The sequence below is a fragment of the Pseudomonas sp. RG1 genome (genome assembly GCF_025910115.1).
In the GTDB taxonomy this organism is placed as follows: Bacteria; Pseudomonadota; Gammaproteobacteria; order Pseudomonadales; family Pseudomonadaceae; genus Aquipseudomonas; species Aquipseudomonas atacamensis.
Map to the genome: position 1 here is coordinate 340,440 of NZ_JAPCIK010000001.1, position 26,516 is coordinate 366,955.

Annotated in this window: 25 protein-coding genes; 6 read left to right on the forward strand and 19 right to left on the reverse strand. The window is 61.1% G+C overall.

The window, feature by feature from the left end:
- Positions 1-12 precede the first annotated feature (12 nt).
- Positions 13-783, forward strand: coding sequence for a MetQ/NlpA family ABC transporter substrate-binding protein (locus OK411_RS01555; RefSeq protein WP_016772336.1), 771 nt, complete (start codon positions 13-15; stop codon positions 781-783).
- Between the two features lie 253 nt (positions 784-1,036).
- On the opposite strand, the gene OK411_RS01560 is transcribed toward OK411_RS01555, so the two are convergent.
- The 5 genes from OK411_RS01560 to OK411_RS01580 are packed head-to-tail and all read right to left on the reverse strand — an operon-like array spanning position 1,037 to position 4,945.
- Positions 1,037-1,672: an SCO family protein gene (locus tag OK411_RS01560; protein WP_264364311.1), complete on the reverse strand. Its 636-nt coding sequence runs from the start codon at positions 1,670-1,672 to the stop codon at positions 1,037-1,039.
- Positions 1,669-2,568, reverse strand: coding sequence for a heme o synthase (gene cyoE / locus OK411_RS01565; protein WP_264364312.1), 900 nt, complete (start codon positions 2,566-2,568; stop codon positions 1,669-1,671). The genes OK411_RS01560 and cyoE overlap by 4 nt, the downstream gene beginning before the upstream one ends.
- Positions 2,556-3,635 (reverse strand): COX15/CtaA family protein, encoded by a 1,080-nt coding sequence (locus tag OK411_RS01570; protein WP_123441945.1) that lies wholly within the window; start codon positions 3,633-3,635, stop codon positions 2,556-2,558. Before OK411_RS01570 ends, cyoE begins: the two co-directional genes overlap by 13 nt.
- A 10-nt stretch (positions 3,636-3,645) precedes the next feature.
- On the reverse strand, positions 3,646-4,239 hold the full coding sequence (locus OK411_RS01575) for a hypothetical protein (protein WP_056791251.1): 594 nt from the start codon (positions 4,237-4,239) through the stop codon (positions 3,646-3,648).
- Entirely contained in the window at positions 4,205-4,945 is a 741-nt protein-coding gene (locus OK411_RS01580; RefSeq protein WP_264364313.1) for an SURF1 family protein, read from the reverse strand. Before OK411_RS01580 ends, OK411_RS01575 begins: the two co-directional genes overlap by 35 nt.
- Before the next feature lie 70 nt (positions 4,946-5,015).
- Between OK411_RS01580 and OK411_RS01585 the strand changes: the two genes are divergently transcribed.
- Entirely contained in the window at positions 5,016-5,219 is a 204-nt protein-coding gene (locus OK411_RS01585) for a twin transmembrane helix small protein (RefSeq protein ID WP_024015001.1), read from the forward strand.
- Positions 5,220-5,309: 90 nt separating this feature from the next.
- Here the strand turns inward: OK411_RS01585 and OK411_RS01590 are convergent, their stop codons facing one another.
- From OK411_RS01590 to coxB, 4 genes are all read right to left on the reverse strand, one after another.
- Entirely contained in the window at positions 5,310-6,197 is an 888-nt protein-coding gene (locus OK411_RS01590; RefSeq protein WP_016772329.1) for a cytochrome c oxidase subunit 3, read from the reverse strand.
- Between the two features lie 25 nt (positions 6,198-6,222).
- The gene (locus OK411_RS01595) at positions 6,223-6,774 is read right to left on the reverse strand and encodes a cytochrome c oxidase assembly protein (protein ID WP_016772328.1); all 552 of its coding nucleotides are present in this window, start codon (positions 6,772-6,774) and stop codon (positions 6,223-6,225) included.
- 259 nt (positions 6,775-7,033) lie between these two features.
- Positions 7,034-8,620 (reverse strand): cytochrome c oxidase subunit I, encoded by a 1,587-nt coding sequence (gene ctaD, locus OK411_RS01600; protein WP_016772327.1) that lies wholly within the window; start codon positions 8,618-8,620, stop codon positions 7,034-7,036.
- 82 nt (positions 8,621-8,702) lie between these two features.
- Positions 8,703-9,830 carry a cytochrome c oxidase subunit II gene (gene coxB / locus OK411_RS01605; protein WP_016772326.1) on the reverse strand — a complete coding sequence of 376 codons (1,128 nt, stop codon included), beginning with the start codon at positions 9,828-9,830 and terminating at the stop codon, positions 8,703-8,705.
- A 370-nt stretch (positions 9,831-10,200) separates the two neighbouring features.
- Here coxB and OK411_RS01610 point away from each other — a divergent pair, with 370 nt between their 5' ends.
- Positions 10,201-10,851 carry a hypothetical protein gene (locus OK411_RS01610; protein ID WP_016772325.1) on the forward strand — a complete coding sequence of 217 codons (651 nt, stop codon included), beginning with the start codon at positions 10,201-10,203 and terminating at the stop codon, positions 10,849-10,851.
- A 136-nt stretch (positions 10,852-10,987) separates the two neighbouring features.
- Here the strand turns inward: OK411_RS01610 and OK411_RS01615 are convergent, their stop codons facing one another.
- The 6 genes from OK411_RS01615 to OK411_RS01640 all read right to left on the reverse strand — a co-directional run bounded on the left by OK411_RS01615 (position 10,988) and on the right by OK411_RS01640 (position 18,551).
- Positions 10,988-12,514 (reverse strand): SulP family inorganic anion transporter, encoded by a 1,527-nt coding sequence (locus tag OK411_RS01615; RefSeq protein WP_016772324.1) that lies wholly within the window; start codon positions 12,512-12,514, stop codon positions 10,988-10,990.
- A gap of 90 nt (positions 12,515-12,604) precedes the next feature.
- On the reverse strand, positions 12,605-13,333 hold the full coding sequence (locus OK411_RS01620) for a carbonic anhydrase (protein WP_016772323.1): 729 nt from the start codon (positions 13,331-13,333) through the stop codon (positions 12,605-12,607).
- 237 nt (positions 13,334-13,570) lie between these two features.
- Entirely contained in the window at positions 13,571-14,629 is a 1,059-nt protein-coding gene (locus OK411_RS01625) for a PA0069 family radical SAM protein (RefSeq protein ID WP_136493272.1), read from the reverse strand.
- 74 nt (positions 14,630-14,703) lie between these two features.
- Positions 14,704-16,005 carry a c-type cytochrome gene (locus tag OK411_RS01630; protein ID WP_136493273.1) on the reverse strand — a complete coding sequence of 434 codons (1,302 nt, stop codon included), beginning with the start codon at positions 16,003-16,005 and terminating at the stop codon, positions 14,704-14,706.
- 12 nt (positions 16,006-16,017) lie between these two features.
- Positions 16,018-17,802, reverse strand: a complete 1,785-nt coding sequence (locus OK411_RS01635) for a GMC family oxidoreductase (protein WP_130888816.1) — start codon at positions 17,800-17,802, stop codon at positions 16,018-16,020.
- A 2-nt stretch (positions 17,803-17,804) separates the two neighbouring features.
- Entirely contained in the window at positions 17,805-18,551 is a 747-nt protein-coding gene (locus OK411_RS01640) for a gluconate 2-dehydrogenase subunit 3 family protein (RefSeq protein ID WP_024015018.1), read from the reverse strand.
- A 281-nt stretch (positions 18,552-18,832) separates the two neighbouring features.
- Between OK411_RS01640 and OK411_RS01645 the strand changes: the two genes are divergently transcribed.
- Positions 18,833-19,480, forward strand: coding sequence for a tyrosine-protein phosphatase (locus OK411_RS01645; RefSeq protein ID WP_038860827.1), 648 nt, complete (start codon positions 18,833-18,835; stop codon positions 19,478-19,480).
- Between the two features lie 5 nt (positions 19,481-19,485).
- Here OK411_RS01645 and OK411_RS01650 read toward each other — a convergent pair whose 3' ends face one another.
- From OK411_RS01650 to prlC, 3 genes are all read right to left on the reverse strand, one after another.
- Positions 19,486-21,510, reverse strand: a complete 2,025-nt coding sequence (locus OK411_RS01650) for a M3 family metallopeptidase (RefSeq protein ID WP_217879101.1) — start codon at positions 21,508-21,510, stop codon at positions 19,486-19,488.
- Positions 21,511-21,623: 113 nt separating this feature from the next.
- Positions 21,624-21,914 (reverse strand): YheV family putative zinc ribbon protein, encoded by a 291-nt coding sequence (locus tag OK411_RS01655; protein ID WP_016772316.1) that lies wholly within the window; start codon positions 21,912-21,914, stop codon positions 21,624-21,626.
- Complete coding sequence (gene prlC, locus OK411_RS01660) at positions 21,911-23,962, reverse strand: oligopeptidase A (RefSeq protein ID WP_264364314.1); 2,052 nt, start codon at positions 23,960-23,962, stop codon at positions 21,911-21,913. The genes OK411_RS01655 and prlC overlap by 4 nt, the downstream gene beginning before the upstream one ends.
- 89 nt (positions 23,963-24,051) lie before the next feature.
- On the opposite strand from prlC, the gene OK411_RS01665 reads away from it, so the two are divergent.
- Together OK411_RS01665 and OK411_RS01670 are read left to right on the forward strand one after the other, a co-directional pair.
- A complete protein-coding gene (locus tag OK411_RS01665) occupies positions 24,052-24,597 on the forward strand; it encodes a gamma carbonic anhydrase family protein (RefSeq protein WP_016772314.1) in 546 nt (181 codons plus the stop codon).
- A gap of 28 nt (positions 24,598-24,625) precedes the next feature.
- Positions 24,626-25,276: an HAD family hydrolase gene (locus tag OK411_RS01670; protein WP_016772313.1), complete on the forward strand. Its 651-nt coding sequence runs from the start codon at positions 24,626-24,628 to the stop codon at positions 25,274-25,276.
- Between the two features lie 99 nt (positions 25,277-25,375).
- On the opposite strand, the gene OK411_RS01675 is transcribed toward OK411_RS01670, so the two are convergent.
- Complete coding sequence (locus OK411_RS01675) at positions 25,376-26,467, reverse strand: aminopeptidase (RefSeq protein WP_264364315.1); 1,092 nt, start codon at positions 26,465-26,467, stop codon at positions 25,376-25,378.
- Positions 26,468-26,516: the final 49 nt, after the last annotated feature.

The window sequence follows — 26,516 nt, forward strand, 5'->3', positions numbered from 1 at the left end:
GGAGTTAGCTGAATGAAAAAACTGATCGCTGCTTTCGCCGCTGTTGCGGCGTTTTCGGCCCACGCCGAGACCCTGACCGTTGCCGCCACCCCGGTGCCGCACGCGGAAATCCTCGAATTCGTCAAACCGGCCCTGGCCAAGGAAGGCGTGGATCTGAAGGTCAAGGTCTTCACCGACTACATTCAGCCGAACGTACAGGTCGCGGAAAAGCGTCTGGACGCCAACTTCTTCCAGCACCAGCCGTACCTCGATGAGTTCAACAAGGCCAAGGGCACCAGCCTCGTCGCCGTGACCGGCGTGCACCTGGAGCCGCTGGGCGCTTATTCGAGCAAGCTCAAGGATCTGAAAGACCTGCCCGGTGGTGCCAACGTGGTGATCCCGAACGACGCCACCAACGGCGGCCGTGCGCTGTTGCTGCTGGACAAGGCTGGCGTGATCAAGCTCAAGGATTCGAAAAACATCCTGTCGACCGTCAAAGACATCGCCGAGAATCCGAAAGACCTGAAGATCCGTGAACTGGAAGCCGCGACCATCCCGCGCGTTCTGACTCAGGTCGATCTGGCGCTGATCAACACCAACTACGCGCTGGAAGCCAAGCTTGATCCGTCCAAGGATGCGCTGGTGATCGAAGGCAACGACTCGCCATACGTAAACATCCTCGTGTCCCGCGCGGACAACAAGGACAGCGACGCGATGAAGAAACTGGCGGCTGCGCTGCACAGCCCGGAAGTGAAGCAGTTCATTACCGAGAAGTACAAAGGCGCGGTGTTGCCGGCGTTCTGATTAAGGTTGCTGCAATGAAAAAGGGGACGCCAATCGCGTCCCCTTTTTTGTCTCTGGTGCCTGGCTTGCGACCTGCCTTGAAGCTTCCCCTCACCCCAGCCCTCTCCCGAGGGAGAGGGGGCCGACCTTCACGCTTTTCGAGCCTGAGTTCGACTCACAATTGCAGGTCGGCGCAATTCGAATAAACACCTCGGTCAGTCCCCTCTCCCTCTGGGAGAGGGTTAGGGTGAGGGGCTTTTTAGCTTTTGAACTGTCACTTGCGCTCAAGCATCGCCGGCAACTGCGCCACCAGCTTGGCATTGTTCAACGGCGCGCGGATAAACCCGCGCTGTGTGCCGTCCGGGCCGATCACGGCGAGATTGCCGCTGTGGTCCACGGTGTAATTCGGCTTGCTGGTATCGGCGGGAATGAACGGAATGCTCACCGCGTTCGCCACCTTCTGCAGCTCCTCGATAGATGAAGGCGTCAGGCCAATGAACTGCGGATCGAAGTAGCCCAGGTACTGCTTCAACTGCTTCGGCGTGTCGCGGTTGGGGTCAACGCTGACCAGCACGATCTGCAATTTATCCACAGCCTCTTTCGGCAATTCACTCTTGATCTGCCGCAGTTGCGCCAGGGTGGTCGGGCAGATGTCCGGGCAAAAGGTATAGCCGAAGAACAACAGACTCCACTTGCCTTTCAACTCGTCAATCGCCACCGGTTTGCCGTCCTGATCGGTCATGGCCACGTCCGGCAGGTTGCGGCTCTGCGGCAGCAGGATGATCCCGGCGTCGATCAGCGCAGTCGGGTCGCCCTGGCCTTTGCCGCTCAGCACTTTGTTGACGGTAAGCCCGAGGATCAGCGCGATCACGGCGACGAGGATGAAGACGGTTTTCTGGGTTCGGGTCATAGGTTCAACAGTAAGTAGTGGTCTACGAGCAGGGCAATGAACAACAGGAACAAGTAATAAATAGAGTACTTGAAGGTGTTGATCGCCGCGTGCGGCCGACTGCCACGGTACAGCACCACGGCCCATTGCAGAAACCTTGCGCCCAACACCAGCGCACAGACCAGATACAGCGCGCCGCTCATGTGAATCACGTACGGCAGCAGACTCACTGCCAGCAGCGCGAAGGTGTAGAGGAGAATGTGCACTTTGGTGTAGTGCTCGCCATGGGTCACCGGCAGCATCGGAATGTCGGCCTTGGCGTATTCCTCTTTGCGATGAATCGCCAGCGCCCAGAAGTGCGGCGGGGTCCAGGCGAAGATGATCAGCACCAGCAACAGCGGTTCGGCGCTGACATGGCCGGTGGCGGCGGTCCAGCCCAGCAGCGGCGGCGCGGCACCGGCGAGGCCGCCGATGACGATGTTCTGCGGCGTCGCACGCTTGAGAAAACCGGTGTAGACCACCGCATAACCGAGCAGCGAGGCGAGAGTCAGCCAAGCGGTCAGCTGATTGGTGAAGGTCAGCAGCAGCGCCTGGCCGAGCAATGCCAGCACCAGGGCGAAGGTCAACGCCGCCGCAGGTGAGACCCGGCCTTCGGCCAGCGGACGTTTGTGCGTGCGCGCCATTACCGCATCGATACGCCGATCGACCACATGATTGACCGCCGCCGCGCCGCCGGCGCACAGGGCAATGCCCAGATTGCCAAACACCAGCACCGTCCACGGCACGCCCGCGCGGGTGGCGAGGAACATGCCGACCAGCGAGGTGATCAGCATCAGCACCACGACTTTCGGTTTGGTCAGCTCCAGATAATCGCGCCACAGCGCTTGCGCTGCACGCTGGCCGATCAGACTCGCCATGGCGTTTCTCCTTTCAATGCGATGGGCGCGACGACAGGTTTGTGCGCACTCAAGCGCCAGCGCGCCAGCACCGGTTGGTTCACCCGCAACAGGCTGGTGCGCGCGTGATAGTTGACCAGCACCAGAGTCAGCAACAGCGCCGCACCGCCAGCGTTATGGGCGACGGCCACTGGCAGCGGTAGATGAAACAGCACGTTGCTGATGCCGAGGGTGATCTGCGCGGAAAGGGCGATCAGCAGCAGCCCGGCCAGACGCGTCATGCCCACCACTTTCAACTGCCACGCCAGACCGAGCAGCACGACCGTCACCAGCAAAGCGCCGATGCGGTGTGTCAGATGAATGGCCGTGCGCGCGTCGCTATCGAGTTGTCCGCCGAGATAATTCGGGCCGATGTGCTGGGTCAGGTGGAAACCGTTGGCGAAGTCCGCCGCAGGCAGCCATTGGCCGTGGCAGGTGGGGAAGTCGATGCAGGCCACCGCTGCGTAGTTGGAACTGACCCAGCCGCCCAAGGCGATCTGGCCGATCACCAGCAGCAGCCCCGCCGTCGCCCAATATTGCAGGCGCTTGGGTACGGTCAGCGCCGGCAGCACGCCGGACAACCTCAGCGTCAGCAGGAACAGCAGACTCAATGTGGCAAAGCCGCCGAGCAAATGCCCGGTGACCACTTGCGGCCAGAGCTTGAGCGTCACCGTCCACATACCGAACGCCGCTTGGGCGATGACCACCGCCAGCAGAAACAGCGGCAGTTTCACCGGCTGGCCCGGATGGCGCCGGTTGACCCAGGCGCGCCCGGCCAAAACTGAAATCAGCAAGCCGAGGGTGCCGGCGAAGTAGCGGTGGATCATCTCGTTCCAGCCCTTGTGCGCCTCCACTGGCGCGTCAGGGAAATGCAGTTCGGCATGGGCCAGTTGCGCCTCGCTTTTCGGCACGCTGATAAAGCCGTAGCAGCCTGGCCAGTCCGGGCAGCCGAGGCCGGCGTGGGTCAGGCGGGTGTAGGCGCCGAGCAACACCACAATCAGTGCCAGCAGGGTGGCAAACAGCGCGAGGCGAAATCCAGGTTTGGCCATGACGATGCCCTCATCCGATGTTCGACAGTTTCAGCAGATGCCGCAGGTCGTTAAGCAGATCCTTGCCCTTCACATTCGGCTCGTAACGCAGCACCAGATTGCCGTGCGGGTCGACGATCCACAGCTGCGGCACGGCTTTATCGCCGGTGGTCCTGGCGAACACCCCGGCATCCAGCGGATAGCGCTGCAACTGCGGATATTCGCGGTCGAGTTTGGCGGCGTAATCAGCGCTCAGTGGTTGCGCGGCGGCGAGGGCGTGGCTGGCGCGCCCGGCTTCGCGGCCGAGGCTGATCTGGATCTGCCGCGCCAGATAAACCAGTTGCTGGCAATCGACTGCGCAGTCCTTCGGCGCTGTGACCAGAATCTGCCAGCGCTGCTCATCGGCCTGCACGCCGAGGTCGGCGCGGGTCTGGCCGTTGCCGATCAGCTCGCCGTGGTAGCTGCGTCCTTCCGGCACCCAGAACTGCAATTTGTACATGCCGGTGGCGAGCAGCATCGGCCCGACCACGCCAAGCACGATCAGCAACAATTGAATGCGCCCGCGCCGGCGGCTCGGAACGGGTTTGGCCTCAGACATGCTGGGTGGATTCATGGCGCTTCCCATGGCGTTTCTCCTTTGCGTGGTGCCAGCCGAAATAGAGGTAAAGACCGAGCAGGGCCGTGGCCATGGCGAACCATTGCACGGCGTAGCCGAGGTGTTTTTCCGGGCCCATCGCGACTACCGGCCAATCGGTCTGGTAGCTCGCCGGGCCGGGTTCGGCGCGTAATTCGTAGGCGAAGCCGTCGCGCTCCAGGGTTTGCCACAATTTGCCCGGCTCGACGGCGGTAATGGTTTGCGGCCAGACATCGCTGACCGGATCGGCGTGCAACTGGAACGTTGCGCCGGGGGCGACATAGACCCAGGCGTCGAGCGTCAGCGCCTCGGCCGGTGTCGTGAATTGCGGCGGCACGCGCCGATCGGGCCATGGCAGCCAGCCGCGATTGACCAGCAGCCAGAGGCCGCTGCGTTGGTCCTGAAACGGTTGCAGCAATTCGACGCCGACCTTGCCGCCACGCTGGCGGTTGTCCAGCAACAGGGTGTGGGCCGGATCGAACTGGCCGTGCAGGCGCACGCGGCGGTAAGCCGGGTCGGCGTTGCCGAGCAGTTCGCTGCTGGCCAGCGGTTCGGCCACGCGACGTTCGGCATGACTGGCCAGCAGCGCGGTTTTCTCCGCACCCCGGCCCAGTTGCCAGAAGCCCAGCGCAACCATCAGCGGCAGCAACAGGGCGACCACTACGGTGGGAATCACGCCCGGGCGAAAGCGCTTCATGGGCGCGCCATAAAGTCAGTCATCGCGCTCGCTATACTCAAGTGCATCGCCTGTCCCCCGGAGTCTTGCCATGTTCAAAGCAGCGATCGTTTTGATGCTGATTGCCACGGTCGTCAGCCTGTTCAGCGGCCTGTTTTTCCTGGTCAAGGACGACAGCAGCTCCAATCGGCTGGTCATCGCCTTGAGTGTTCGGGTGGCACTGGCCGTGGTCACCGTCGGCCTGATGGCCTGGGGTTTCTACAGCGGCCAGTTGGTGTCCCACGTGCCGTGGTAGACGCGAGCGGCAAGCTTCAAGCGGCAAGCTACAAGTTAGAGGCCATCCCGCTTTGACTTGAAGCTTGCAGCTCGCCACTTGCAGCTGTTTTCAGAGCACATAGACGAAGAAGAACAAACCGATCCACACGACGTCGACGAAGTGCCAGTACCAGCTCGCCGCTTCGAAACCGAACTGGTGCTCGTTGTCGAAGTGGCCCTTCATGATGCGCATCAGCATCACGAACAGGATGATCGTGCCGATGGTCACGTGGGCGCCGTGGAAGCCGGTAAGCATGAAGAACGTCGCGCCGTAGATGCCCGAGCCGAGGGTCAGCCCCAGCTCTTGGTAGGCGTGGATGTATTCCTCGGCCTGGAAACCGAGGAACGCGATGCCCAGCAGTACGGTAATCGCCAGCCACAGTTTCAGTGCGCCGCGATGGCCTTTCTTCAGCGCATGGTGGGCGATGGTGATGGTCACGCTGGAGCTGACCAGCAGGATCGTATTGAGCAGCGGCAGGCCCCAAGGGCTGATGACATCCTTGGGCGGTGGGAACAATTTCGGGTCGGGGTTGTTCAGCAACGGCCAGACATATTCGAAGTTCGGCCAGAGCATTTCCGACAGGCCCTTGCTGCCTTCGCCGGCCAGCCCGGGCGCTGACACGACGCGGATATAGAACAGCGCGCCGAAGAAGGCGACGAAGAACATCACCTCGGAAAAGATGAACCAGCTCATGCCCCAGCGGAACGAGCGGTCCAGCTGTGGGCTGTACAATCCCGCGCGACTTTCCTTGATCACCGCACCGAACCAGCCGAACAACATGTACGCCAGCAGCAGGCCGCCGACGAAAAAGATCAGCGGGCCGTGGGAATCCGGGCGTGCGGCCTTGAGATCGTTGAACCAGGTGGCGAGGCCGTAGACGGTGACGAACATCCCGAGCGTGGCGATGATCGGCCATTTGCTCTGGGCCGGGACGTAATAATGCTCATGAGTTGCCATTTATTGTTCTCCTTATCGGGCACGCTCAGCCACCAGTGTTTACAGCCACCGGCGGATGTCGGGCGGTGATATCGAACAGCGTGTAGGACAGCGTCAGGTGCTTCACTTCCTTGGGCATGTCGCGGTCAACGATGAAACGCACCGGCATCTCGATCTGTTCACCGGGTTGCAGCACCTGCTGGGTAAAGCAAAAGCATTCGGTCTTGTGGAAAAACGCCGCCGCGTTGCTCGGCGCGATGCTCGGCACCGCTTGCGCGCTCATCGGTTTGTCGGTGGGATTGCGCGCGATGAACACCATCTCGTTCACCGCGCCGGGATTGGCGGTGAGCTCGTCGTGTTTCGGGTAAAAGTCCCACGGCATGTCGGCGGTGTTGGTCGAGAGAAATTGCACGCGCACCTGGCGCGAGGTGTCGACCACTTGCTCGCCCGCGTACTGGCCGCCGGTCTTGCCGTTGATGCCGAAGGCTTTGCACATCACGTCGTAGATCGGCACCAGGGCGAAACCGAAGACGAACATCGCCACCACCACCAGCAGCAGACGGGTGACGAGTTTCTTCAGCGAGATCGAGTCAGCCATGATTCATGTTTCCCCGGTGATCCTTTGCCCGGCAATACCTGTGTGGTGAGGGGATTTATCCCCGTTGGGCTGCGAAGCGGCCCTGAATCCAGCGCACACGGTCTACCTGATGAATTTCGATTGCAGGTTTTGGGGCTGCTGCGCAGCCCAACGGGGATAAATCCCCTCCCCACAAGGGATCTGTGTACATCCACAGGAGATCTGTGAGCATCCACTGGGGATCTGTGCCTCTGCACACATTGCAAAAAACAGCAGGTATTCATTTCACTTCCGGCGGCGTGGTGAAGGTGTGGTACGGCGCTGGCGACGGCACGCTCCACTCCAGCCCTTCGGCACCGTCCCACGGTTTCGCCGGGGCCGGTGCGCCGCCACGGATGGTCTTGATGACGATGAACAGGAAGAAGATCTGCGTGGCGCCGAACATGAATGCGCCGATCGACGAGACCATGTTGAAATCGGCGAACTGCAGGTTGTAGTCCGGAATCCGTCGCGGCATTCCCGCAAGACCGACGAAGTGCATCGGGAAAAAGGTCAGGTTCATGCCGACGAACGACAGCCAGAAGTGCAGCTTGCCGAGGGTTTCGTCGTACATGTGCCCGGTCCACTTCGGCAGCCAGTAATAGGCCGAGGCGAAGATGCCGAAGATCGCCCCCGGCACCAGCACATAGTGGAAGTGCGCGACGACAAAGTAGGTGTCCTGATACTGGAAGTCCGCTGGGGCGATCGCCAGCATCAGCCCGGAGAAACCGCCAATGGAGAACAGGATGACGAACGCCACGGCAAACAGCATCGGTGTCTCGAAGGTCATCGAGCCTTGCCACATGGTGCTCGCCCAGTTGAACACTTTCACACCCGTAGGCACGGCGATCAGCATGGTCGCGTACATGAAGAACAACTCGCCTACCAGCGGAATGCCGACCACAAACATGTGGTGCGCCCAGACAATGAACGACAGGAACGCGATGCTCGCCGTGGCGTAGACCATCGAGGTGTAGCCGAACAGCGGCTTGCGCGCGAAGGTCGGGATGATCTGGCTGACCGCGCCGAACGCCGGCAGGATCATGATGTACACCTCGGGGTGGCCGAAGAACCAGAACACATGCTGGAACAGCACCGGGTCACCGCCGCCGGCAGCACTGAAGAAACTGGTGCCGAAGTGAATATCCATGAGCATCATCGTCACGCAGCCGGCCAGCACCGGCATTACTGCGATCAGCAGAAACGCGGTGATCAGCCAAGTCCAGACGAACAGCGGCATTTTCATCAGGGTCATGCCGGGCGCGCGCAGGTTGAGGATGGTCGCGACCACGTTGATCGCGCCCATGATCGAACTGATGCCCATCAAGTGGATGGCGAAGATGAAGAACGTCACGCTTTCCGGTGCGTAGGTCGTCGACAGCGGCGCATAAAAGGTCCAGCCGAAATTTGGCCCGCCGCCCGGGGTGAACAGCGTCGAGACCAGCAGCAGAAACGCCGCCGGCAAGAGCCAGAAGCTGAAGTTGTTCATCCGGGGCAGGGCCATGTCCGGCGCGCCGACCATCAGCGGAATCATCCAGTTGGCGAGGCCGACGAATGCCGGCATCACCGCGCCGAACACCATGACCAGACCGTGCATGGTGGTCATCTGGTTGAAGAATTCCGGCTGGACGATCTGCAGGCCGGGCTGGAACAGCTCGGCGCGAATGACCATGGCGAACGAGCCGCCGAGCAGGAACATGCAGAAGGCAAACCACAGGTACAGCGTGCCGATGTCCTTGTGGTTGGTGGTCAGCACCCAGCGCATCAGGCCTTTGGCGGGGCCGTGGGCGTGGTCGGCGTGACCGTGGTCATCGATGACAGCGCTCATGGCCGGTCTCCTTCACGAAAGTGGACGGGGCAGGCCGGGGCGCGCTGCCCCGACCGGTTCACTGAATACGCAATTGACCGGCTCATTTGCTTTCCGCCTGTTTCAGCTCCAGCACTTCTTTTGGCGTGACCATGTCGCCCTTGTTGTTGCCCCAGGCGTTACGTTCGTAAGTCACGACCGCTGCGATATCGACTTCCGACAGCTGTTTGCCGAACGCCGCCATGGCGGTGCCGGGTTTGCCGTGGTAGACGATGCTCAGGTGATCCTTGATCGGCCCGGTGGCGATTTTCGAGCCCTTGAGTGCCGGGAACATCGGCGGCAGGCCCTGGCCTTCGGCCTGGTGACAGGCCACGCAAGTGGTGTGATAGACCTTGTCGCCGCGCTCCTTGAGCTCGTCGAGGGTCCATTCCTTGCTGGTCAGTTCTTTGAGCTGCGCGGCCTCGGCCTTGCGCTCGGCGAGCCATTTTTCGTAGTCGGCCTGTTCCTTGACCTCGACCACGATCGGCATGAAGCCGTGATCCTTGCCGCACAATTCGGCGCACTGGCCACGGTAGAGGCCAGGCTTGTCGATGCGTGTCCAGGCCTCATTGACGAACCCGGGAATCGCATCGCGCTTGACCGCAAACGCCGGCACCCACCATGAGTGAATGACGTCAGCCGAGGTCACCAGAAAGCGCACCTTGGCGCCGATCGGCAGCACCAGCGGCTTGTCGACTTCGAGCAGGTAGTGCTCGCCCTTGGCTTCTTTGTTGTGGATCTGCTCGGCGGGGGTGGCCAGGTTGCTGAAGAACTCGACGTCCTGGCCCAAGTATTTGTAGTGCCACTTCCACTGATAACCGGTGATCTGGATATCGATGTCCGGCTCGCTGGTGTCGTACATCTTGATCAGCGTCGCGGTGGCCGGCACGGCCATGGCCACCAGGATCAGCAGCGGCACGATGGTCCACATGATCTCGACGCCGGTGCTTTCGTGGAATTTGGCCGCGACCTGGCCAGTAGAGCGGCGGTGCACCATCATCGACCAGAACATGGCGCCGAAGACGATGATCCCGATCACCACACAGATCCAGAAAATGGTCATGTGCAGGTCGAATACTGCGTGACTGATTTCAGTCGCTCCAGGCGCCATATTCACAGTCCATGCCGCGTTGGCCGGGCTGAAAATCGACCACAACAGGAGGCCCATCCAGACATGTGGATGTCGCATCATTGCGGGTTCCCCTTATCGTTCTTGTTATCCCGCCGGCGTATCGCCTGCGGCAAGGGAGCGGCTGCATCAGACTACGAACTTGAATCGCCGGGCCTTGCTGCGGGTGCAGTCGGGCGTCATCAGCTAACTCCATTCATTGGCGAGTATAGACAGCGCCCGGGAATTGCAACCCGGGCACGTAAATGAGCGGAAACACCCGGCGCTTGCGTTCAAGTGCCCGAATGGAGAAGGATGCAGACGAGTGGTGGCGAATGGATATAACGCAGCTGCATCAAGGATGAAATAATTATGACAAATGCGTCTTAGCGTTTTTCGTAAGCCAGCTAAGTTATGTCTTCCCTATTTCATTGCCTTGTTTCCTGGAGTTTTCATGAACACCGCCGCATTGCGCGAGCAGATCCAAAAAGCCCAACAGCACGAAAAAGACACCGGCCTGCTGACCCGTCAGCTGGAAAGCAAGCTGCCTCACCTGCACCCGGCGATCCAGTTGCCGGAAGCCGACGCCCAGGGCGTGCTGACGCGTTTTGTCGCCGCCTACATCGATGAAGTACCGGACCTGCTGGATGCAGCCAATGAAGTCGCCAGGGAAGCGGGAATCGAATCGCAGATCAAACCGGTGCTGAAAATCGCCGAGCAGTATTTCCTCCAGCCGCCGGCGATCATGGCCGGGCATGTCGGCCTGGACAGTCTGCTCGACGAGGCCTATCTGGCACACCGTTTTGTCGAAGAGGTCAACGACCTGTACATCAAGCATTTCGGCCAGCCACTGATCCCCTTGGACATGACGGTCGCCAACCTGATTGCTCACCAATTGATCGGTGAGGAATTCGCCAACCAACTGGACGAAGCGGTGCATCACGCGATCGACGAGATGCTCAACGAAGAGAGTTTTGCTTTGGAGTCGGTCGAAGCCTACCGCGAAAAACTCAGCAGTCCGGACACTGGCGCGGCGTGGAAACGCTGGCCGTGCATGGGCCGCCGGTTGGGGGTGGGGCTTGAGCTGGATCAGCCTGCTGCCTGATCTTCTTGTGTCATAAATCCAGTGTGGGAGCGAGCCTGCTCGCGAATGCGGTCGATCATTCAACATCTCTGTTGGCTGATACACCGCTTTCGCGAGCAGGCTCGCTCCCACAGGGTTTGCGTTTTGAGGTCGACTTCTAACCCGCCGCACCAATCCCGGTATTGGTCCGCACCCGGCCTTCCAGCCTGCGCTTCAACCCACGCGACTCGATCAACAGCTTCGACCCCTTCGCCGCATTCGCCCGGCCCCATTCCTCAAGCAACTCGAGACACGAATGGTCGATGTAGCTCAGGTTGTTCAGCGGCACATGCACCGTCGTGCCGTGGGGAATGCTGCCCAGCACCTGGGTCAGCGCCGGCACTTTGAGGAACGTCGCCGCGCCGACCAGACGCAGTTCCATTTCGCCGTCCTGCGGCAGGTCGATCAGGCTGATTTTCAGGCGCGAAGCCTTGAATGCCAGTTTCAACATGGTCAGGCCGAAACCGATCAGCACACCGGTGAGCAGATCAGTGAAGATGATCGCCAGCGCCGTCGCGGCATAGGTGAACATCGGCATCCGCCCGTACCGGCCGAGACCACGGAAAGCTTTCAGGTCGACCAGTTTGAAGCCGGTATACACCAGCACCCCCGCCAGACTCGCCACCGGAATGCTTTGCAGCACGCTCGACAGCAACAGCACGAATGCCAGCAGCCACAGGCCATGGAAAATCGTCGAGTAGCGTGTGGTCGCACCAGCCTGAACGTTGGCCGAACTGCGCACGATCACCCCGGTCATCGGCAGCGCGCCGACCAGACCGCAGAGCATGTTGCCGACACCTTGCGCCGACAGTTCACGATCGAAGTCCGAACGCACGCCGCTGTGCATGCGATCCACCGCTGCCGCCGACAACAGGGTTTCGGCACTGGCGATAAACGCCACGGCGAACGCGGCTATCAGCAGCGTCGGGTCGGCCAGATTCATCAGGTCGGCTGGCTTGAGCCAATCGATCGCCTCGGCCAGGTTCGCCGGTACCTCGACGCGCTTGACCTGCAACGCCAGCATCAGGCTCGCCACCGTCGCCAGACCCACACCGAGCAATGCGCCGGGAATGAAGCGCAGCGAATGCGGGCGGAATTTTTCCCACAGCCACATCACCGCAATCGTCGACAAGCCGAGCAGACCCGCCTGCCAGCCGAACGACGGCAAGGCTTGCGCTACGGCCGCCGGGAACGCCGTGAGGTTGTCGAGCCCGGAAGGCTGCGGCTTGGCATCGAGCATCACATGGATCTGCGAAAGCACAATCAACACGCCAATGCCCGCGAGCATGCCGTAGACCACCGCTGGCGCCGTGACGCGAAACCAACAGCCGAGCTTCAGCCGCCCGGCGACCAGTTGCAGAAATCCGGCGAGCAGCAGGATCGGCCCGAGCATCTCGACGCCATGCTGGCGCACCAGCTCGAAAACCAGCACCGCCAGACCCGCCGCCGGACCGCTGACCTGCAACGGCGAGCCCGCCAGCCAACCGACCACCAGGCCGCCGATGATGCCGGTGATCAGACCCTTGGCCGGCGGCAGCCCTGAGGCAATCGCGATGCCCATGCACAGCGGCAGGGCGACCAGAAACACAACCACGGAGGCGAGCAGCTCCCGTGGCAACACAGCTTTCAATTGAGCCGCACGCATGGCGATTCTCCCGAAGTTTTCTTCAGGCGTGGCGAGGCCGGACCGCTGAATCAGCGGCCGGCGTCATACCACACAGATTGTTGGGAAGATTTAGAAGCGCGCTTTGGGCGTCGCCACAGGAATCGGATGGCTGCCGTCGAGAGGCAGGAAACGACCCTGGTCCGCGTCGTAAGCTTTGATTTCGCTGGTTTCGATGTTGTAGACCCAGCCATGGATGAACAGATGACCGTTCGCCATGCGCGAGGCTACCGAAGGATGGGTACGCAAGTGCTGCAGTTGGGCGATGACGTTTTCCTCGGTGAGGATCGGCATGCTGTCTTTTTCGTCGGTGCAGTTGCAGTTGTCGTGCACCATGGTTTTTGCAACTTCAGCGTGGCGCAGCCAGGCTTTGACCGTCGGCATTTTTTCCAGGCTGTCGGGGTTGAGTACCGCGCGCATGGCGCCGCAATCGGAGTGGCCGCAAATGATGATGTGCTGCACGCCCAGCGCCAGTACCGCGTATTCGATCGCGGTGGAGACGCCGCCGTTCATCTGACCGTAGGGCGGCACCACGTTGCCGACGTTACGGGTGACGAACAGATCGCCCGGCGAGCTTTGGGTGATCAGTTCGGGAACGATGCGCGAGTCGGCGCAGGTGATGAACATCGCCTTGGGCGCCTGAGCGGTGGCGAGCTTCTTGAACAGTTCTTCCTGCTGCGGAAAAACGTCATGGTGAAAGCGTAAAAAGCCATCAACGATCTGTCGCAGTGCTGCATCGGCGGATTGTGCTTCAGGGCTTTGCGCCGAGGCAGCCAACGACTGTTTATCCTTGTCACTCATGATTCATCCTCTTGTGCGGATTCAGGGAGTCTTCCCCGGTATTCCGGTATGAAGCCAGTGGCTGTTTAAACCATCCGGGTCATCCCGACCCGTCAGTCACTCGATGAACAAGGTAGCCGCCGAAACTTAACTGAAACTGAATCAAACGCTCTAGAACGTGTGTTCCAGGTCACAAAAAACGTGACCGGCGTGTTTCGGCGGAAGGATTCCAACCCGTCAACCCAAAGCCAATTGTCGCTAAATCAACGACATCTGGCGACCCGGCGGACAGAAGGCCGAGCAGTCGAGGTTATAGCCCTCGCGTTTGTTCAGGCCAAGCTTTTTGATGGCCTTGGCAAATCTTTGTGCGAGCAGGTCGGCAAACGGCCCTTCACCGCGCATCCGCGCGCCGAATCGACTGTCGTAGAGTTCACCGCCGCGACTCTGGCGGATCAGGCTCAGCACATGGGCGGCACGTTGCGGATAGTGCGCCTGCAACCACTCCTCGAACAGCGGCGCGACTTCCAGCGGCAGGCGCAGCATCATGTAGGCAGCGCTTTGCGCACCGGCAGCGTGGGCCTCGGTGAGCAGGCTTTCGATTTCGCTGTCATTGATCATCGGAATCATCGGCGAACACAGCACGCCCACCGGAATGCCTGCTTCACGCATGACCCGGATCGCGCGCAGGCGTGCCTTGGGCGCAGCGGCGCGCGGTTCGAGGATGCGTTTGAGTTCATCATCCAGCGTGGTCAGGCTGATCATCACCGACACCAGCCGTTGCTGCGCGAGCTCCGTGAGCAAATCGAGATCGCGCAGAATCAGCGAACCTTTGGTGACGATGGTCACCGGGTGGCGATAGCGCAGCAGCACTTCCAGGGTCTGACGGGTGATTTTGTATTCGCGCTCGATGGGCTGATACGGGTCGGTATTGGAGCCGAGATTGATCGGCGCACATTGATAGCCGGGTTTGCTCAGTTGTTCCTCGAGAACCTGGGCGGCATTGGTCTTGGCTATCAGCCGGGTTTCGAAATCGAGGCCCGGCGACATGTCCCAGTAGGCGTGGCTGGGCCGTGCATAGCAATAGATGCAGCCGTGTTCGCAGCCGCGATAGGGATTGAGCGAACGGTCGAAGGGCAGATCCGGCGAGGTGTTGCGGCTGATGATCGATTTGGCCTTCTCGATGATCACTTCGGTGTTTTGCGTCTCTGGCACTTCCTGATACCAGCCATCGTCCTCGGCCACCGAACGACTGGGGGCAAAGCGGTTGTGCGGGTTGGTTGCGGTGCCGCGACCGCGAGGTGGCAATGGAGTAGACATGAAAACGCCCCGACACTGTATATGCGCACAGTATCGGGGCGATCCTCATCTGGCTAGTGCCGTCGGGCGAGTGGTCAGTTGTGTTGCGTCACTTGGCCCAGATCGTCACCGGAGGTCTGCTTCATATCCTCCGTACGCAACTCGGCAACATCGGCAGCTTTCACCGGCGCACCCTTGTTGCCCCAGCTGCCACGAATGAAGCTCACCACATCCGCGACTTCCTGATCCGACAGGCGCCAGGCGAAACCGGGCATGGTGAAGGTCGATGGCGCGGTGTGCGTTGCCGGCAAAGTCCCGCCCTTGAGCACGATATGAATCAGCGAGGTCGGATCGTCCGTTTGCAGCACCGGATTGCCCGCCAGCGCCGGGAACACCCGGGTGTAGCCATGACCATCGGTACGGTGGCAGGCCGCGCAGTTGTCGATGTACACCGACGCGCCGCGTTGGCTGTCGTCACCGTTCCACAGCGCTTTGGCCACTTTCTCGTCGTACTGATGCGGCTGATCCGCCGGGTCATTGGCCGGCAGTGATTTGAGATAGCGGGCAATCGCGGTGAGGTCGGCGTCGCTCATGTACTGCATGCTGTGGGTGACCACATCGCTCATGCCGCCGAACACTGCGCTGCGATCACTGCGCCCGGTCTTGAGGAACTGCACCAGTTGTTCTTCGCTCCAGCTGCCGAGGCCATCCTTGTGATCGCCGCGCAGGCTCTTGGCGATCCAGCCTTCCAGCGGTGCACTGCCAGCGAGAAATTCGCTGCCGTCCGCCGCGCTCAGGGATTTTTCCTGCATGGTCAGCGCACGCGGGGTGTGACAGGCGCCGCAGTGGCCGAGGCCTTCGACCAGGTATGCGCCACGATCGATCACCGGATCGGCCGATGTGGCCTGGTAATCCTCGACCTTCGGTGCGAACAGCCAGCGCCAGCCCATCAGCGGCCAGCGCATGCTCAACGGCCAGGGAATGTCGCTGGCCTTGTTCTCCTGCGCCACCGGTTCGACGCCGTGCATGAAGTAGGCGTACAGCGCTTGCATGTCGGCCTGGTTGACCCGCGCGTAGGACGGGTAAGGCATCGCCGGGTACAACGTGCTGCCGTTTTTGGCCACGCCATGGCGCACGGCCTGATCGAAGTCCTCGAAGCTGTAATCGCCCAGGCCGGTTTTATCCGGGGTGATGTTGGTCGAGTAGATCGTGCCGATCGGCGTCTCCATCGGCAGGCCGCCGGCGAACGGCTTGCCGCCCTTGGCGGTGTGACAGGCCACGCAGTCACCGGCGCGGGCGAGGTATTCACCTTGCTTGATCAGATTTTGATCAACATCGGCCGCATAAATTGCAGTGCTGCCGAGCAGGGCGAGGGTGGCGATAACGAAAGTTTTCATGGTTATCGCTCCTTAAGCCTGCACCAGCGGGCCGGGGTTTTTCAGGTATTGCTCGCGGATCGCTTTCGCCGACCAGTAGGTCAGCGCCGCCACCAGTCCGGTCGGGTTGTAGCCCAGGCCCTGCGGGAACGCCGAGGCGCCCGGGACGAACACGTTGTGCACGTCCCAGCTCTGCAAATAGCGGTTCAGCGCGCTGGTCTTCGGATCGGTACCCATGATTGCGCCACCGTTGAGGTGGGTGGTCTGGTACGAGGCGGTGTTGAAGTGGTCGCCGACCTGCTTGCCGATCACCGCAATGGCTTTCGGGCCCATGGCTTGGGCGATCTTGCCCATTTTCTCGACCATGAAGCGGTTCATCTTGATGTCGTTTTCCTGCCAGTCGAAGGTCATGCGCAGCAGCGGCAGGCCGTAGGCATCGCGGTACACCGGATCGAGATCGAGGTAGTTGCCACGGTAGGACTGGTGCGCGCCGTGGGCGTCCATCGACACCTGGTGGGTGTAGTAATCGGCGGTGGCGCGTTTCCACGCGCTGCCCCAGGCCGGCGTGCCCGGCGGGTTCGAGGTGCCGGCAATCGGTCGACTGCCAGCCTGGTTGACCCACATCGGCGAGCCACCGACAAAGCCGTGCGGGCCGTGATCGAAGTTATCGGCGTTGAAGTCGTCCACCGCCACGCCGTTGCCGCCAGCGCCGATGAAGTTGTTGGTGTGGGTGTCCTTGTCGAAGAAGGCCTTGATGGTCGCCATGTTCTGGTAGGCGAAGTTACGCCCGACCACGCCTTCGCCGCTGATCGGATCGTAGGGTTTGCCGATCCCGGAGAGCAGCATCAGACGCACGTTGTGCAGCTGGAACGCGCCGAGGATCACCAGGTCCGCCGGCTGCTCGATCTCGCGGCCCTGGCCGTCGATGTAGGTGACGCCGGTGGCTTTGGACTTGCTGCTGTCGAGGTTGACCCGCAGCACATGGGAGTTGGGCCGCAGTTCGAAATTTGGCAGGGGCTTGAGCGCCGGCAGAATGTTCACGTTCGGCGAGGCCTTGGAATACATGTAGCAGACGTAGCCGCTGCAGAATCCGCAAAAGTTGCACGGCCCCATCTGTGCGCCGTAGGGATTGGTGTACGGCCCAGAGGTATTTGCCGAAGGCAGGTTGTAGGGTTTGTAACCGACTTCTGTAGCCGCTTTGCCGAACAGCTGAGCGGATACGGTGTTCTTCTGCGCTTCAAGCGGGAACGGGTTGGAACGATCCGCCGCATAAGGGTTGCCGCCCTTGCCCTGGCCGACCAATTGGCCTTTCACGGTCCAGGCCTGGCCGGAGGTGCCGAAGACTTTTTCCGCGAAGTCGAAAAACGGTTCCAGCTCTTCATAGCTGACGCCGAAATCCTGGATGGTCATGTCCTTGGGGATGAAGCTTTTGCCGTAGCGTTCTTCGTAATGGCTGCGCATGCGCAATTCGATCGGGTCGACGCGAAAGTGCACGCCCGACCAATGCAGCCCGGCGCCGCCGACGCCATTCCCCGGCAGGAACGCGCCCAACTGGCGGTTGGGCAGGGCGATATCATTGACGCTGTGGCGAATGGTCACCGTCTCTTTGGAGATGTCCTGAAAGAGCTTTTTCCGCACGCTGTAGGTGAGTTCGTCGATCACCTGCGGATAGTTGCCGTCGGGGTAGGTGTCCTGCATCGGCCCGCGCTCCAGCGCCAGCACGTTCAGACCCGCTTCGGTCAGCTCTTTGGCCATGATGGCGCCTGTCCAGCCGAAACCGACGATGACTGCATCAACCTTCTTCAATACCGTTGCCATGCTTACGCCCTCTCGCCGCGAATCGACACTGCCGGGAAGGGGTATTGCTCGTTGCGTTCCACCCAATCCATGAAATCGGCGCGGGCGCCGGGGAAACCGATCATGGTCCAGCCGACCATGCCTTTATTGCCACCGTGGATCGGGTCGCAGAAGAAACCCTCCTTGGTGTTTTGCAGCAGCAGATTGAAGAAGATCTTCGCCGGCACCGCATCGAACTGCGGCTTGCCGGCTTCCAGTTGCTTGAGCAAATCGTCTCGGGTAGCGCTGTCTTGCTCGGCAAATGTTTTACCGCTGAGACCTTTTACCCACTGATCCGTGGCGGCGATGCCGAGGCGATAGATGTCTTTGGGCACCAGTTTGCTCTGCCAGCCCATCTCCGGCGCAGCGTCGGCATTGAACGGGCCTTGCATGTACCACAGGGCACCGGCGGCGTACGGCGTGTTCATCTGCCGGTCGATGTATTCCGGCACGCCGGCTTCCAGCGCGCCCGGGCCTTGCGCGTCGTTGGGGATCAACTGGGCGACGGCGGCATTGATGAATGCCCATTCTTCAGCGGTGAAAAAGCTCGGCTGATAATCACCGGCGCCAGCCGCGGCCGGTTTTGCTGCGGCCGGCGCCGGTGTGCTTTCAGGTGCGGCTTGCAGCACGCTGCTGCCCAGGCCGGTACCGGCAAGCGTGACCACCGGAATCAGGGTCAGGGATTTGCGCAAGAACTCACGCCGCGGGTTGTCTCGATCTTGATCAGACATGGGGGGCACCTCATCAGGCATAGAAGTCAGCCGCTTCTGCGAGCAGCTCGAGGAATTTTGCGTCGCGATGACGAGGGTCTGTCCCGAAAAAGGGCGCCACGTCTGCAACATCATGTGACAAATGGTAGCAGGCTAAGCATCAAGAAAAACCGTTTTCCTGGAAAAAAAGCCCGGTGAGGCGCCGATTCACGTTTCTTTGACGGCCGGCTCACGGCGTATTGACCGCTTGATAGCGAAGCTGCAATTCCTCCCATGAAGATTGCCGAAACGGTCAGCCCAGCATGTCTCGAGTGCGCTTTTTCCCCGCGTTATGTTTTTCGCTTGTTGCCCTGTTGCATGGCATTGCCGCCCTGGCGGCCGACGCCACGGCATCTCGCCCCGCCGAGTGGGCACAGCCGGTTGAGGCGCAGTTCAACCTGTTCCGCATGTCACCGACGCTGTATCGCAGCGCCTTGCCCAGCCGCAGTGCGGTGCCGCTGTTGAACGATCTGCATGTCGTCACCGTAATCAACTTCCTGCCTGATGCTGATAGCGATTGGCTCTCCGCGCCGGGCATCAAGCAAGTGCAACTGCCGTATCGCACCAATCACGTCGACGACAGCGATGTGCTCAAGGCTCTGCGCGCGATTCAGTCCGCCGAAGCCGACGGCCCGGTGCTCATGCACTGCAAGCACGGTTCTGACCGCACCGGTCTGATGGCGGCGATGTACCGCGTGGTGGTGCAGGGCTGGAGCAAAGAGCAGGCGCTCAAGGAAATGACCGAGGGCGGTTTTGGTGACAGTCAGCATTTCCACGACAGCGTGCGCTACGTGATGCAGGCCGATGTCGATCGGTTGCACGAAGCCCTGATCAATGGCGAATGCAGCACCAGTGCATTCGCCATGTGTTCGATGAAGAGCTGGTTCGACTCGGCGCACGTCCAGCGTTGATCAGCTCAATCGGCTGGTGCAGGAAACAGCGCGCTGTCGATCGGTTTACCCAAGAACGCTTGCAGCGCGGCGGGGAGTGACTGTCTGTCTCCCGACAGCAGGTGCTTGCGCAGGTCCCGGCCCGTCTGTTCATTGAACAGACCTTCACGTTCGAAGCGTTTGAACGCCTCGCTCGCCAGCACACCCGACCATTTGTAGGCGTAAAGCGAAGCCTCGTAACCGGTGACCAGATAATCGCAGCTGTTGGCGAAGCGGCAGTAGGCTGGAATATGCAGGCCCGGGAATGCGCTTTGCACATCCGCCATCACTTGTTGAACAGTGCGACCGTCGCCGTGACTGCGATGCAGTTCGAAGTCGAACAGCGCGCTCAGCAGCAGCATCGCCGTCTCTCGGCTGCGCTGGATGTCGGTGGTGGAAAACGCGGCGTCGGCCTGCGTTTGCGACAGGCGCTCACCGCTCTGATGATGCGTACCCAGCCAGCGCAGGAATTGCCCGGATAGCGCCCATTTCTCGAACAACTGCCCGACAAACTCGGCAGCGTCGCGGCTCAGTTGCGAAATGCCGGAAAGATTGTAGTGCGGCGAATGTGTCAGCACGTGATGCAGGCAATGGCCGAATTCGTGCAGCAGCACGCGCAGATCCTGATGTGCCAGCAGATTCAGCCCGTCGGCGGCGGCCGTGTAATTGCATTGAAGCGAGGCTATCGGCAGTGATGGCCGGCCTTCCGCATTGATCCGTCGGTTGCGCAGTACACCTGTCCAGGCGTAGTCGGCGCCAGCGGCGCGGTGGAACGGGTCGATGTAGATGAAGCCGACCGCTTGCTCATGCTCGCTGACTTCGAGCAGGCGCACGTTTTCGTTGAAAGTCTCCAGGCGAATGTTTTCGCTGATCCTGATGCCGAACATGTGCTCACTGAAGCGGCACAGGCTCTGCAGTATGGCGTCCAGCGGAAAAAACAGGCGCAGGTCCTGCTCCTCGCCGCCCAACTGCTTCAGGCGCAATTGCTCGGCGAGGAAGTCGTGATCCCACGCTTCTATCTGATCAATACCGTACTGGCGTGCAGAGGCTTGCAGGTCATCGGTTTCGCGCGCAAGCGCCGCTGCATTGAGAGCGATCTGCTGCTGCAGAAAACGGCGGACCTGGTCAGTATCCACGGCCATGCGGTCGAGCAGTCGCAGCTGAGCGAAGTTGTCGAAACCCAACAGCCGGGCTTTGGCATGACGCGCCGCCAGCAGCTTGTGCAGCACCGGTCCGTTGTCGAAGCGGCCGGCGTATGGCCCCTGATCCGAAGCGCGGGTGCACCAGGCTTTGAAACACTCTTCACGTAAACCGCGGTGCCGCGCCCGCTTCATGACCTGATCGTAAGTGTTCTGATCGAGGGTCAGCCGCCACCCGGACAGGCCGGCCTTGTTGGCATTGGCGGCCAGATGCGCCTGCGTTTCGGCCGACAGTCCTGCCAACGGCGCTGCATCGTCGATGTCCTTGCTCCATGCCGCGTTGACCGATCTGAGATTGCTCATGAAGCGCTTTTCCAGCAGATCGATTTCGCCGTTCAATCGCGTCAGATCCTTGCGCTGCGCACTCGACAATTCGCTGCCGGCCAAGTGAAACCTGCGCAGGATTTTCGCCAGCGAGGCTTTGCGTGCATCACTGAAGCTGGCGGCTATGGAGCTCTGTGCCAATCGTTGATAAACCTGGAGCAACTGTCGATTGCCGGCCTTCGCAGCCTTGTAATGCTGCGCAGCGTGGGTGCTGAGCGCTTCCTGCGCCAACCACTCGGGATCATCGGCATGTCTGACCGAAAGGAATTCGATAATCGCCATGGTTTCATTCAGGCGTGCATCGGCTTCATCAATGGCAATGACCACGTCGTCCCAGTTGGGATGCTCAACCTGAGTGGCGATGACGTTTTCGATGGTCAGCAGGTTGTCGGCAACGATGCGCTCGACTGCCGGCAGCAGATGTTCGGCGCGTATCGCCGACCAGGGCGGCAACTGCCATTGTTGCAGGAGGGGGTTGGTGTCAGGCATGGCGTCTTCCGTGAGAGAGGGCTGGATTGACCAGCCTAATCACGAAGCGCGGGGGCGAGGTGGTAGATAGTTACCGCCACCTGACGACGATCATCGGCAGGTGGCGGTAGTTGTCACTGTTGCTCGTCGGGCTTTTTCTTCAACTTGGGGTTGGGGAAGAACTGCACGGCCTGGACCTTTTTGTCGGCGGCAGGCTTCAGCGCACTGGTATTGACCCGCGTGCCCAGTTCTTTGGGCACCGACAGGCCCTGCTCGTTGAGGGTGTCGGAGTAGCCGCAAGCCACGCATTCGCGGTGCGGCACGCCGTCTTCGTTCCACATCATCAACTTGTCCGGCTCGCTGCACGCCGGGCAGACCGCCCCGGCGATAAAGCGCTTCTTGGTGATCACAGGGCCGTCGCTCATGCTGCCGCGTCCTCACTCAGGCCGCTGTGGCGAAGCAGCGCATCGATCGATGGCTCACGGCCACGGAAGTCGACGAACAGCACCATCGGTGCCTGCGAGCCACCGCGCGCCAGAATCGCCTCGCGGAACGCCCGACCGGTTTCAGCGTTAAGCACGCCGTCTTCCTCGAATTTCGAGAAGGCGTCGGCGGACAGCACTTCAGCCCACTTGTAGCTGTAGTAACCCGCCGCGTAACCACCAGCGAAGATGTGCGCGAAACTGTTGGGGAAGCGGTTGTAAGCCGGTGGACGCATCACCGACACCTCGTCACGCACGCCCTCGAGCACTTGCGCCACGCTGCGGCCATCGCCGTGGGTGGCGTGCAGTTCGAAGTCGAACAGCGAAAATTCCAGCTGACGGACCATCATCAGCCCGGACTGGAAATTCTTCGCCGCGAGCATTTTTTTCAGCAGGTCCTGCGGCAGTGGCTCGCCAGTCTCGTAGTGGCCGGAAATCAGCGCCAGGCCTTCCGGCTCCCAGCACCAGTTTTCCATGAACTGGCTCGGCAGCTCGACCGCGTCCCAGGCCACGCCGTTGATGCCGGATACGCCAGCGTGTTCGACGCGGGTCAGCAGGTGATGCAGGCCGTGGCCGAACTCGTGGAACAGGGTGGTCACTTCATCATGGGTCAGCAGCGCAGGCTTGCCGCTGTCGGCCGGGGTGAAGTTGCACACCAGATTGGCCACCGGGCTTTGCAGCACTCCGTCGACGGTGCGACGACGGTCGCGGGCGCCGTCCATCCATGCGCCGCCACGCTTGTTGGCGCGGGCATACAAGTCGAAGAAGAAGCGGCCGACGTGCTGACCGTTTTCCTTGATCTCGAACAGGCGGACGTCCGGATGCCAGGTGTCGAAGCCTTTCTGCTCGGCGATCTCGATGCCGTACAAACGCTGGACGATGGCGAACAGGCCGCTGAGGACTTTGTCGATCGGGAAGTAGGCTCGCAGGGTTTCCTGGGCGACGCTGTAACGCTGCTCGCGAAGTTTTTCACCGTAGAAACCGCTGTCCCAGCTTTGCAGATCCGCGCAGCCCTGTTCGGCGGCGTAAGCGCGCAGCTGTTGCAGATCCTGCGCGGCGAACGGCTTGCTGCGTTGGGCCAGATCGCGCAGGAAGCTCAGCACCTGATCGCTGGATTCGGCCATTTTGGTCGCCAGGCTCAGCTCGGCGAAACTGGCGAAACCCAGCAGTCGGGCCAGTTCCTGACGCAGGTCGAGGATCTCTTCCATCACCGGGCCGTTGTCGTTCTGCCCGGCATTCGGGCCTTGGTCCGAGGCGCGGGTGCAGTAGGCGGCGTAGACTTCTTCGCGTAGCGCACGGTCTTGCGCGTAGGTCATCACCGCGTAATAGCTGGGGAATTCCAGGGTGATCAGCCAGCCGTCGAGGCCTTTGGCCTGGGCGGCGGCAGCCATTTGCGCCTTGGCCGAATCGGTCAGGCCGGCAAGGGCGGCTTCGTCGGTGATGTGCTTGGTCCACGCCTGCGTGGCATCGAGCAATTGGTTGGAGAAGCGGCTGCCCAGCTCGGACAGTTTGCTCTGCACTTCGGCGTAACGTTTCTGCTCGGCTTCCGGCAGATCGATACCCGACAGGCGGAAATCGCGCAGGGCGTGTTCCAGGATGGTTTTTTGCGCGACGTCAAAATTGGCAGCTTCCGGACTGTTGGCCAACGCTTCATACGCCTGGAACAGTTCGCGGTTCTGGCCCATCTCGGTGGAGTAGGCGCTCAGGGCCGGCAGGCACGACTCGTAGGCTTCACGCAATTCGGCGCTGTTGCACACGGCGTTAAGATGGCTGACCGGGCTCCATGCCGCACCGAGGCGATCGTTGAGTTCGTCCATCGCCAGCACCAGACCGGCCCAGGTCGGGTTCTTGCCCTGGGTCTTGAGAATTTCGGCGATGGCGGCGCGGTTGTCCGCGAGGATGGTTTCGATGGCGGGCAGGACGTGTTCGGCACGGATCGTGGAGAACGGCGGCAGGTCGTAGGACTGCAAAAGAGGGTTGTTCACGCTCACGGTTGGCACCTTGGCTGGAAGAAACATGCGCCCATCTTAATTACAATCGACACTCACCGCAGCTATCGGCGACAGAGAGAGAACTAATCGTGTCCCTTCGCAAATACCAGAATCACACCCCCCGCCTGAGCAACGGCGCATTCGTCGACGGTTCGGCGGTGGTGATCGGCGACGTCGAAATTGGCGCAGACAGCTCGGTCTGGCCGCTGACGGTGATCCGTGGCGACATGCACCGCATCCGCATCGGTGCGCGCACCAGCGTGCAGGATGGCTGCGTGCTGCACATCACCCACGCCGGCCCGTTCAACCCGGACGGTTTTCCCTTGCTGATCGGCGATGACGTGACTATCGCCCACAAGGTCATGCTGCACGGCTGCACCGTTGGCAGCCGCGTATTGATCGGCATGGGCAGCATCGTCATGGACGGCGCCGTGGTCGAGGACGACGTGATCATCGGCGCCGGCAGTCTGGTGCCGCCGGGCAAGCGCCTGCAGAGCGGCTTCCTGTATGTCGGTAGCCCGGTCAAGCAAGTGCGCCCGCTGACCGATAAGGAAAACGCCTTCTTTACGTACAGCGCGGCGAACTACGTCAAGCTCAAGGACCTGCATCTGGCCGAAGGCTACGACCAGCTCTGAATTGCCCTACACCAGCTCAGGAACTCTCATGCATTACCAGACCGTACTGTTCGACCTCGATGGCACCCTGACCGACCCGCGTGAGGGCATCACCCGCTCAATTCAATTTGCCTTGGCCAATCTCGGCATCGACGAACCGGATCTGAGCAAACTGGAACACTTCATCGGCCCGCCGCTGCTGCAAGCGTTCATGCAGTTCTACGACTTCGACGAGGCCAGGGCCTGGGAAGCGGTGAATTTCTATCGCGAGCGCTTCAAGGTCACCGGCCTCTATGAGAATCGGGTGTTCGACGGGGTCACGCCGTTGCTGGAGACCTTGAGCGGGCAGGGGCGGCAGTTGTACATCGCCACCTCCAAACCGTGGGTGTTCGCCCGCGAGATCGCCCGGCACTTCGACTTCGCCCGCCACTTCAAAGTGATCTACGGCAGCGAACTGGACGGCACGCGGACCAACAAGGTTGAGCTGATTGCGCACCTGCTTGAGGAAGAACGCCTGGACCCCGCGCAGACCCTGATGATCGGCGATCGCAAGCACGACCTGATCGGCGCGCGCAGCAATGGCCTGGATGCAGCGGCGGTGGGCTATGGGTTTGGCAGTTTTGAAGAACTGAATGCCGAGGCGCCGGCTTATCACTTTGAAACCCTGGACGAGTTGCATCAGGCGTTTTTGCAGCGCTGAGCAGATGGCTATCGCTGGCAAGGCAGCTCCCACAGGTTAGCGATTCTTCAGGCTCACCGCTGTCCCTGTGGGAGCTGGCTTGCCAGCGATGAGGCCCGTTCAGCCGCTGGAGGACTCAGGAACTGCCAAGGCCCTCAAAGCCGCCTTACGCTCATCAACCGGCAACCGTCCCAACCGCTCGACCTCGGCATAAAACCTCAGCCAATCCCCATCTACTTGCCTGAACAGCGCCGCAAATGCCGGCACCCACTGGTCATACAGCCCGAACGGCAACAACCGCGCGTTGTTCAACGGCGCATTGACCCAGGCGTCATAGCGTTTGTCCCCGGCCCACTGACTGTCGCGCATTACCCGATACTCCCGGCGCAAGCGCTCGAATTCCGCTGCTTTGCGCTCACGCATTTGCTCAACCGAGAGCGGCTGCGCATAGAGCTTCTCCAGTCGTGAGCGCGTGGCGAGTACCAGTTCGATGAACTGGTCACGCTGCTTGAGCCTCGCATCCGACTCCGCCGGCAGCCCGCGAAATGCGCGCCACTGCCGCGTGCCTTCCTGCTCGACGAAGGTGGCGAATGACTCGTTGAACTCGGTGTCGTCCTTCACATAGAACTTCTGGTGCGCCAGTTCATGAAAGATCAACGTGGCCAGCCGTTCGTCGCCCCAGCCCATCATCGAATTGAGAATCGGGTCATTGAACCAGCCGAGCGTCGAGTACGCCTCGACCCCGCCGATCGACACGTCCATGCCCTGCAAGCGTTGAATCGCCGCCTCGCCACGGGCGGCGCTCTGGCTGTAGTAGCCGCGATAGGCCACGCAGCCGGCAATCGGGAAGCAGTGATTGTGCGGGGTCAGGGAAAACTCTGCGGTGGCGAACACGTTCCACACCACGAACGGCCGGCCGATGTCGGCGTACAGACGATAGCTCTGGTTGTCCGGCAGATGCAGGTGCTCGCTGGCGAACGTGCGGGCCTTTTGTGATTGAGCCAGATGCGCGCGCAATTTGGCATCGCGGCTGGGGTCGGCAATGACTTTTTCGACCGGCTCCCGTGCGCGCAGCAATTGCAGTTGGCCGCTGGCCAACTGGCTGTAATAGCTGACGCTGGCGCAACCGTTGAGCAACAAAAACAACACACCCGGAAACAAAATCGGAAAAACGCGATCAAGTAACCCAAGGCTGGAAAACGGCCTGATCAAAATAAGAAATTCCCCGGAAAGTCTGCCCCAAGACTATCCCGCCTCAAGG

What these genes read in the sequence shown, in the direction of transcription:
- OK411_RS01620 (WP_016772323.1), bottom strand. Translation starts at nt 13,333, where the DNA reads ATGAGTGACAAGGATAAACAGTCGTTGGCTGCCTCGGCGCAAAGCCCT.
- OK411_RS01560 (WP_264364311.1), bottom strand. Translation starts at nt 1,672, where the DNA reads ATGACCCGAACCCAGAAAACCGTCTTCATCCTCGTCGCCGTGATCGCG.
- OK411_RS01585 (WP_024015001.1), top strand. Translation starts at nt 5,016, where the DNA reads ATGTTCAAAGCAGCGATCGTTTTGATGCTGATTGCCACGGTCGTCAGC.
- OK411_RS01625 (WP_136493272.1), bottom strand. Translation starts at nt 14,629, where the DNA reads ATGTCTACTCCATTGCCACCTCGCGGTCGCGGCACCGCAACCAACCCG.
- OK411_RS01580 (WP_264364313.1), bottom strand. Translation starts at nt 4,945, where the DNA reads ATGAAGCGCTTTCGCCCGGGCGTGATTCCCACCGTAGTGGTCGCCCTG.
- OK411_RS01635 (WP_130888816.1), bottom strand. Translation starts at nt 17,802, where the DNA reads ATGGCAACGGTATTGAAGAAGGTTGATGCAGTCATCGTCGGTTTCGGC.
- coxB (WP_016772326.1), bottom strand. Translation starts at nt 9,830, where the DNA reads ATGATGCGACATCCACATGTCTGGATGGGCCTCCTGTTGTGGTCGATT.
- OK411_RS01640 (WP_024015018.1), bottom strand. Translation starts at nt 18,551, where the DNA reads ATGTCTGATCAAGATCGAGACAACCCGCGGCGTGAGTTCTTGCGCAAA.
- OK411_RS01650 (WP_217879101.1), bottom strand. Translation starts at nt 21,510, where the DNA reads ATGCCTGACACCAACCCCCTCCTGCAACAATGGCAGTTGCCGCCCTGG.
- OK411_RS01595 (WP_016772328.1), bottom strand. Translation starts at nt 6,774, where the DNA reads ATGGCTGACTCGATCTCGCTGAAGAAACTCGTCACCCGTCTGCTGCTG.
- OK411_RS01615 (WP_016772324.1), bottom strand. Translation starts at nt 12,514, where the DNA reads ATGCGTGCGGCTCAATTGAAAGCTGTGTTGCCACGGGAGCTGCTCGCC.
- OK411_RS01570 (WP_123441945.1), bottom strand. Translation starts at nt 3,635, where the DNA reads ATGGCCAAACCTGGATTTCGCCTCGCGCTGTTTGCCACCCTGCTGGCA.
- OK411_RS01610 (WP_016772325.1), top strand. Translation starts at nt 10,201, where the DNA reads ATGAACACCGCCGCATTGCGCGAGCAGATCCAAAAAGCCCAACAGCAC.
- OK411_RS01590 (WP_016772329.1), bottom strand. Translation starts at nt 6,197, where the DNA reads ATGGCAACTCATGAGCATTATTACGTCCCGGCCCAGAGCAAATGGCCG.
- OK411_RS01655 (WP_016772316.1), bottom strand. Translation starts at nt 21,914, where the DNA reads ATGAGCGACGGCCCTGTGATCACCAAGAAGCGCTTTATCGCCGGGGCG.
- OK411_RS01630 (WP_136493273.1), bottom strand. Translation starts at nt 16,005, where the DNA reads ATGAAAACTTTCGTTATCGCCACCCTCGCCCTGCTCGGCAGCACTGCA.
- cyoE (WP_264364312.1), bottom strand. Translation starts at nt 2,568, where the DNA reads ATGGCGAGTCTGATCGGCCAGCGTGCAGCGCAAGCGCTGTGGCGCGAT.
- OK411_RS01575 (WP_056791251.1), bottom strand. Translation starts at nt 4,239, where the DNA reads ATGGGAAGCGCCATGAATCCACCCAGCATGTCTGAGGCCAAACCCGTT.
- ctaD (WP_016772327.1), bottom strand. Translation starts at nt 8,620, where the DNA reads ATGAGCGCTGTCATCGATGACCACGGTCACGCCGACCACGCCCACGGC.
- OK411_RS01645 (WP_038860827.1), top strand. Translation starts at nt 18,833, where the DNA reads ATGTCTCGAGTGCGCTTTTTCCCCGCGTTATGTTTTTCGCTTGTTGCC.
- OK411_RS01670 (WP_016772313.1), top strand. Translation starts at nt 24,626, where the DNA reads ATGCATTACCAGACCGTACTGTTCGACCTCGATGGCACCCTGACCGAC.
- OK411_RS01555 (WP_016772336.1), top strand. Translation starts at nt 13, where the DNA reads ATGAAAAAACTGATCGCTGCTTTCGCCGCTGTTGCGGCGTTTTCGGCC.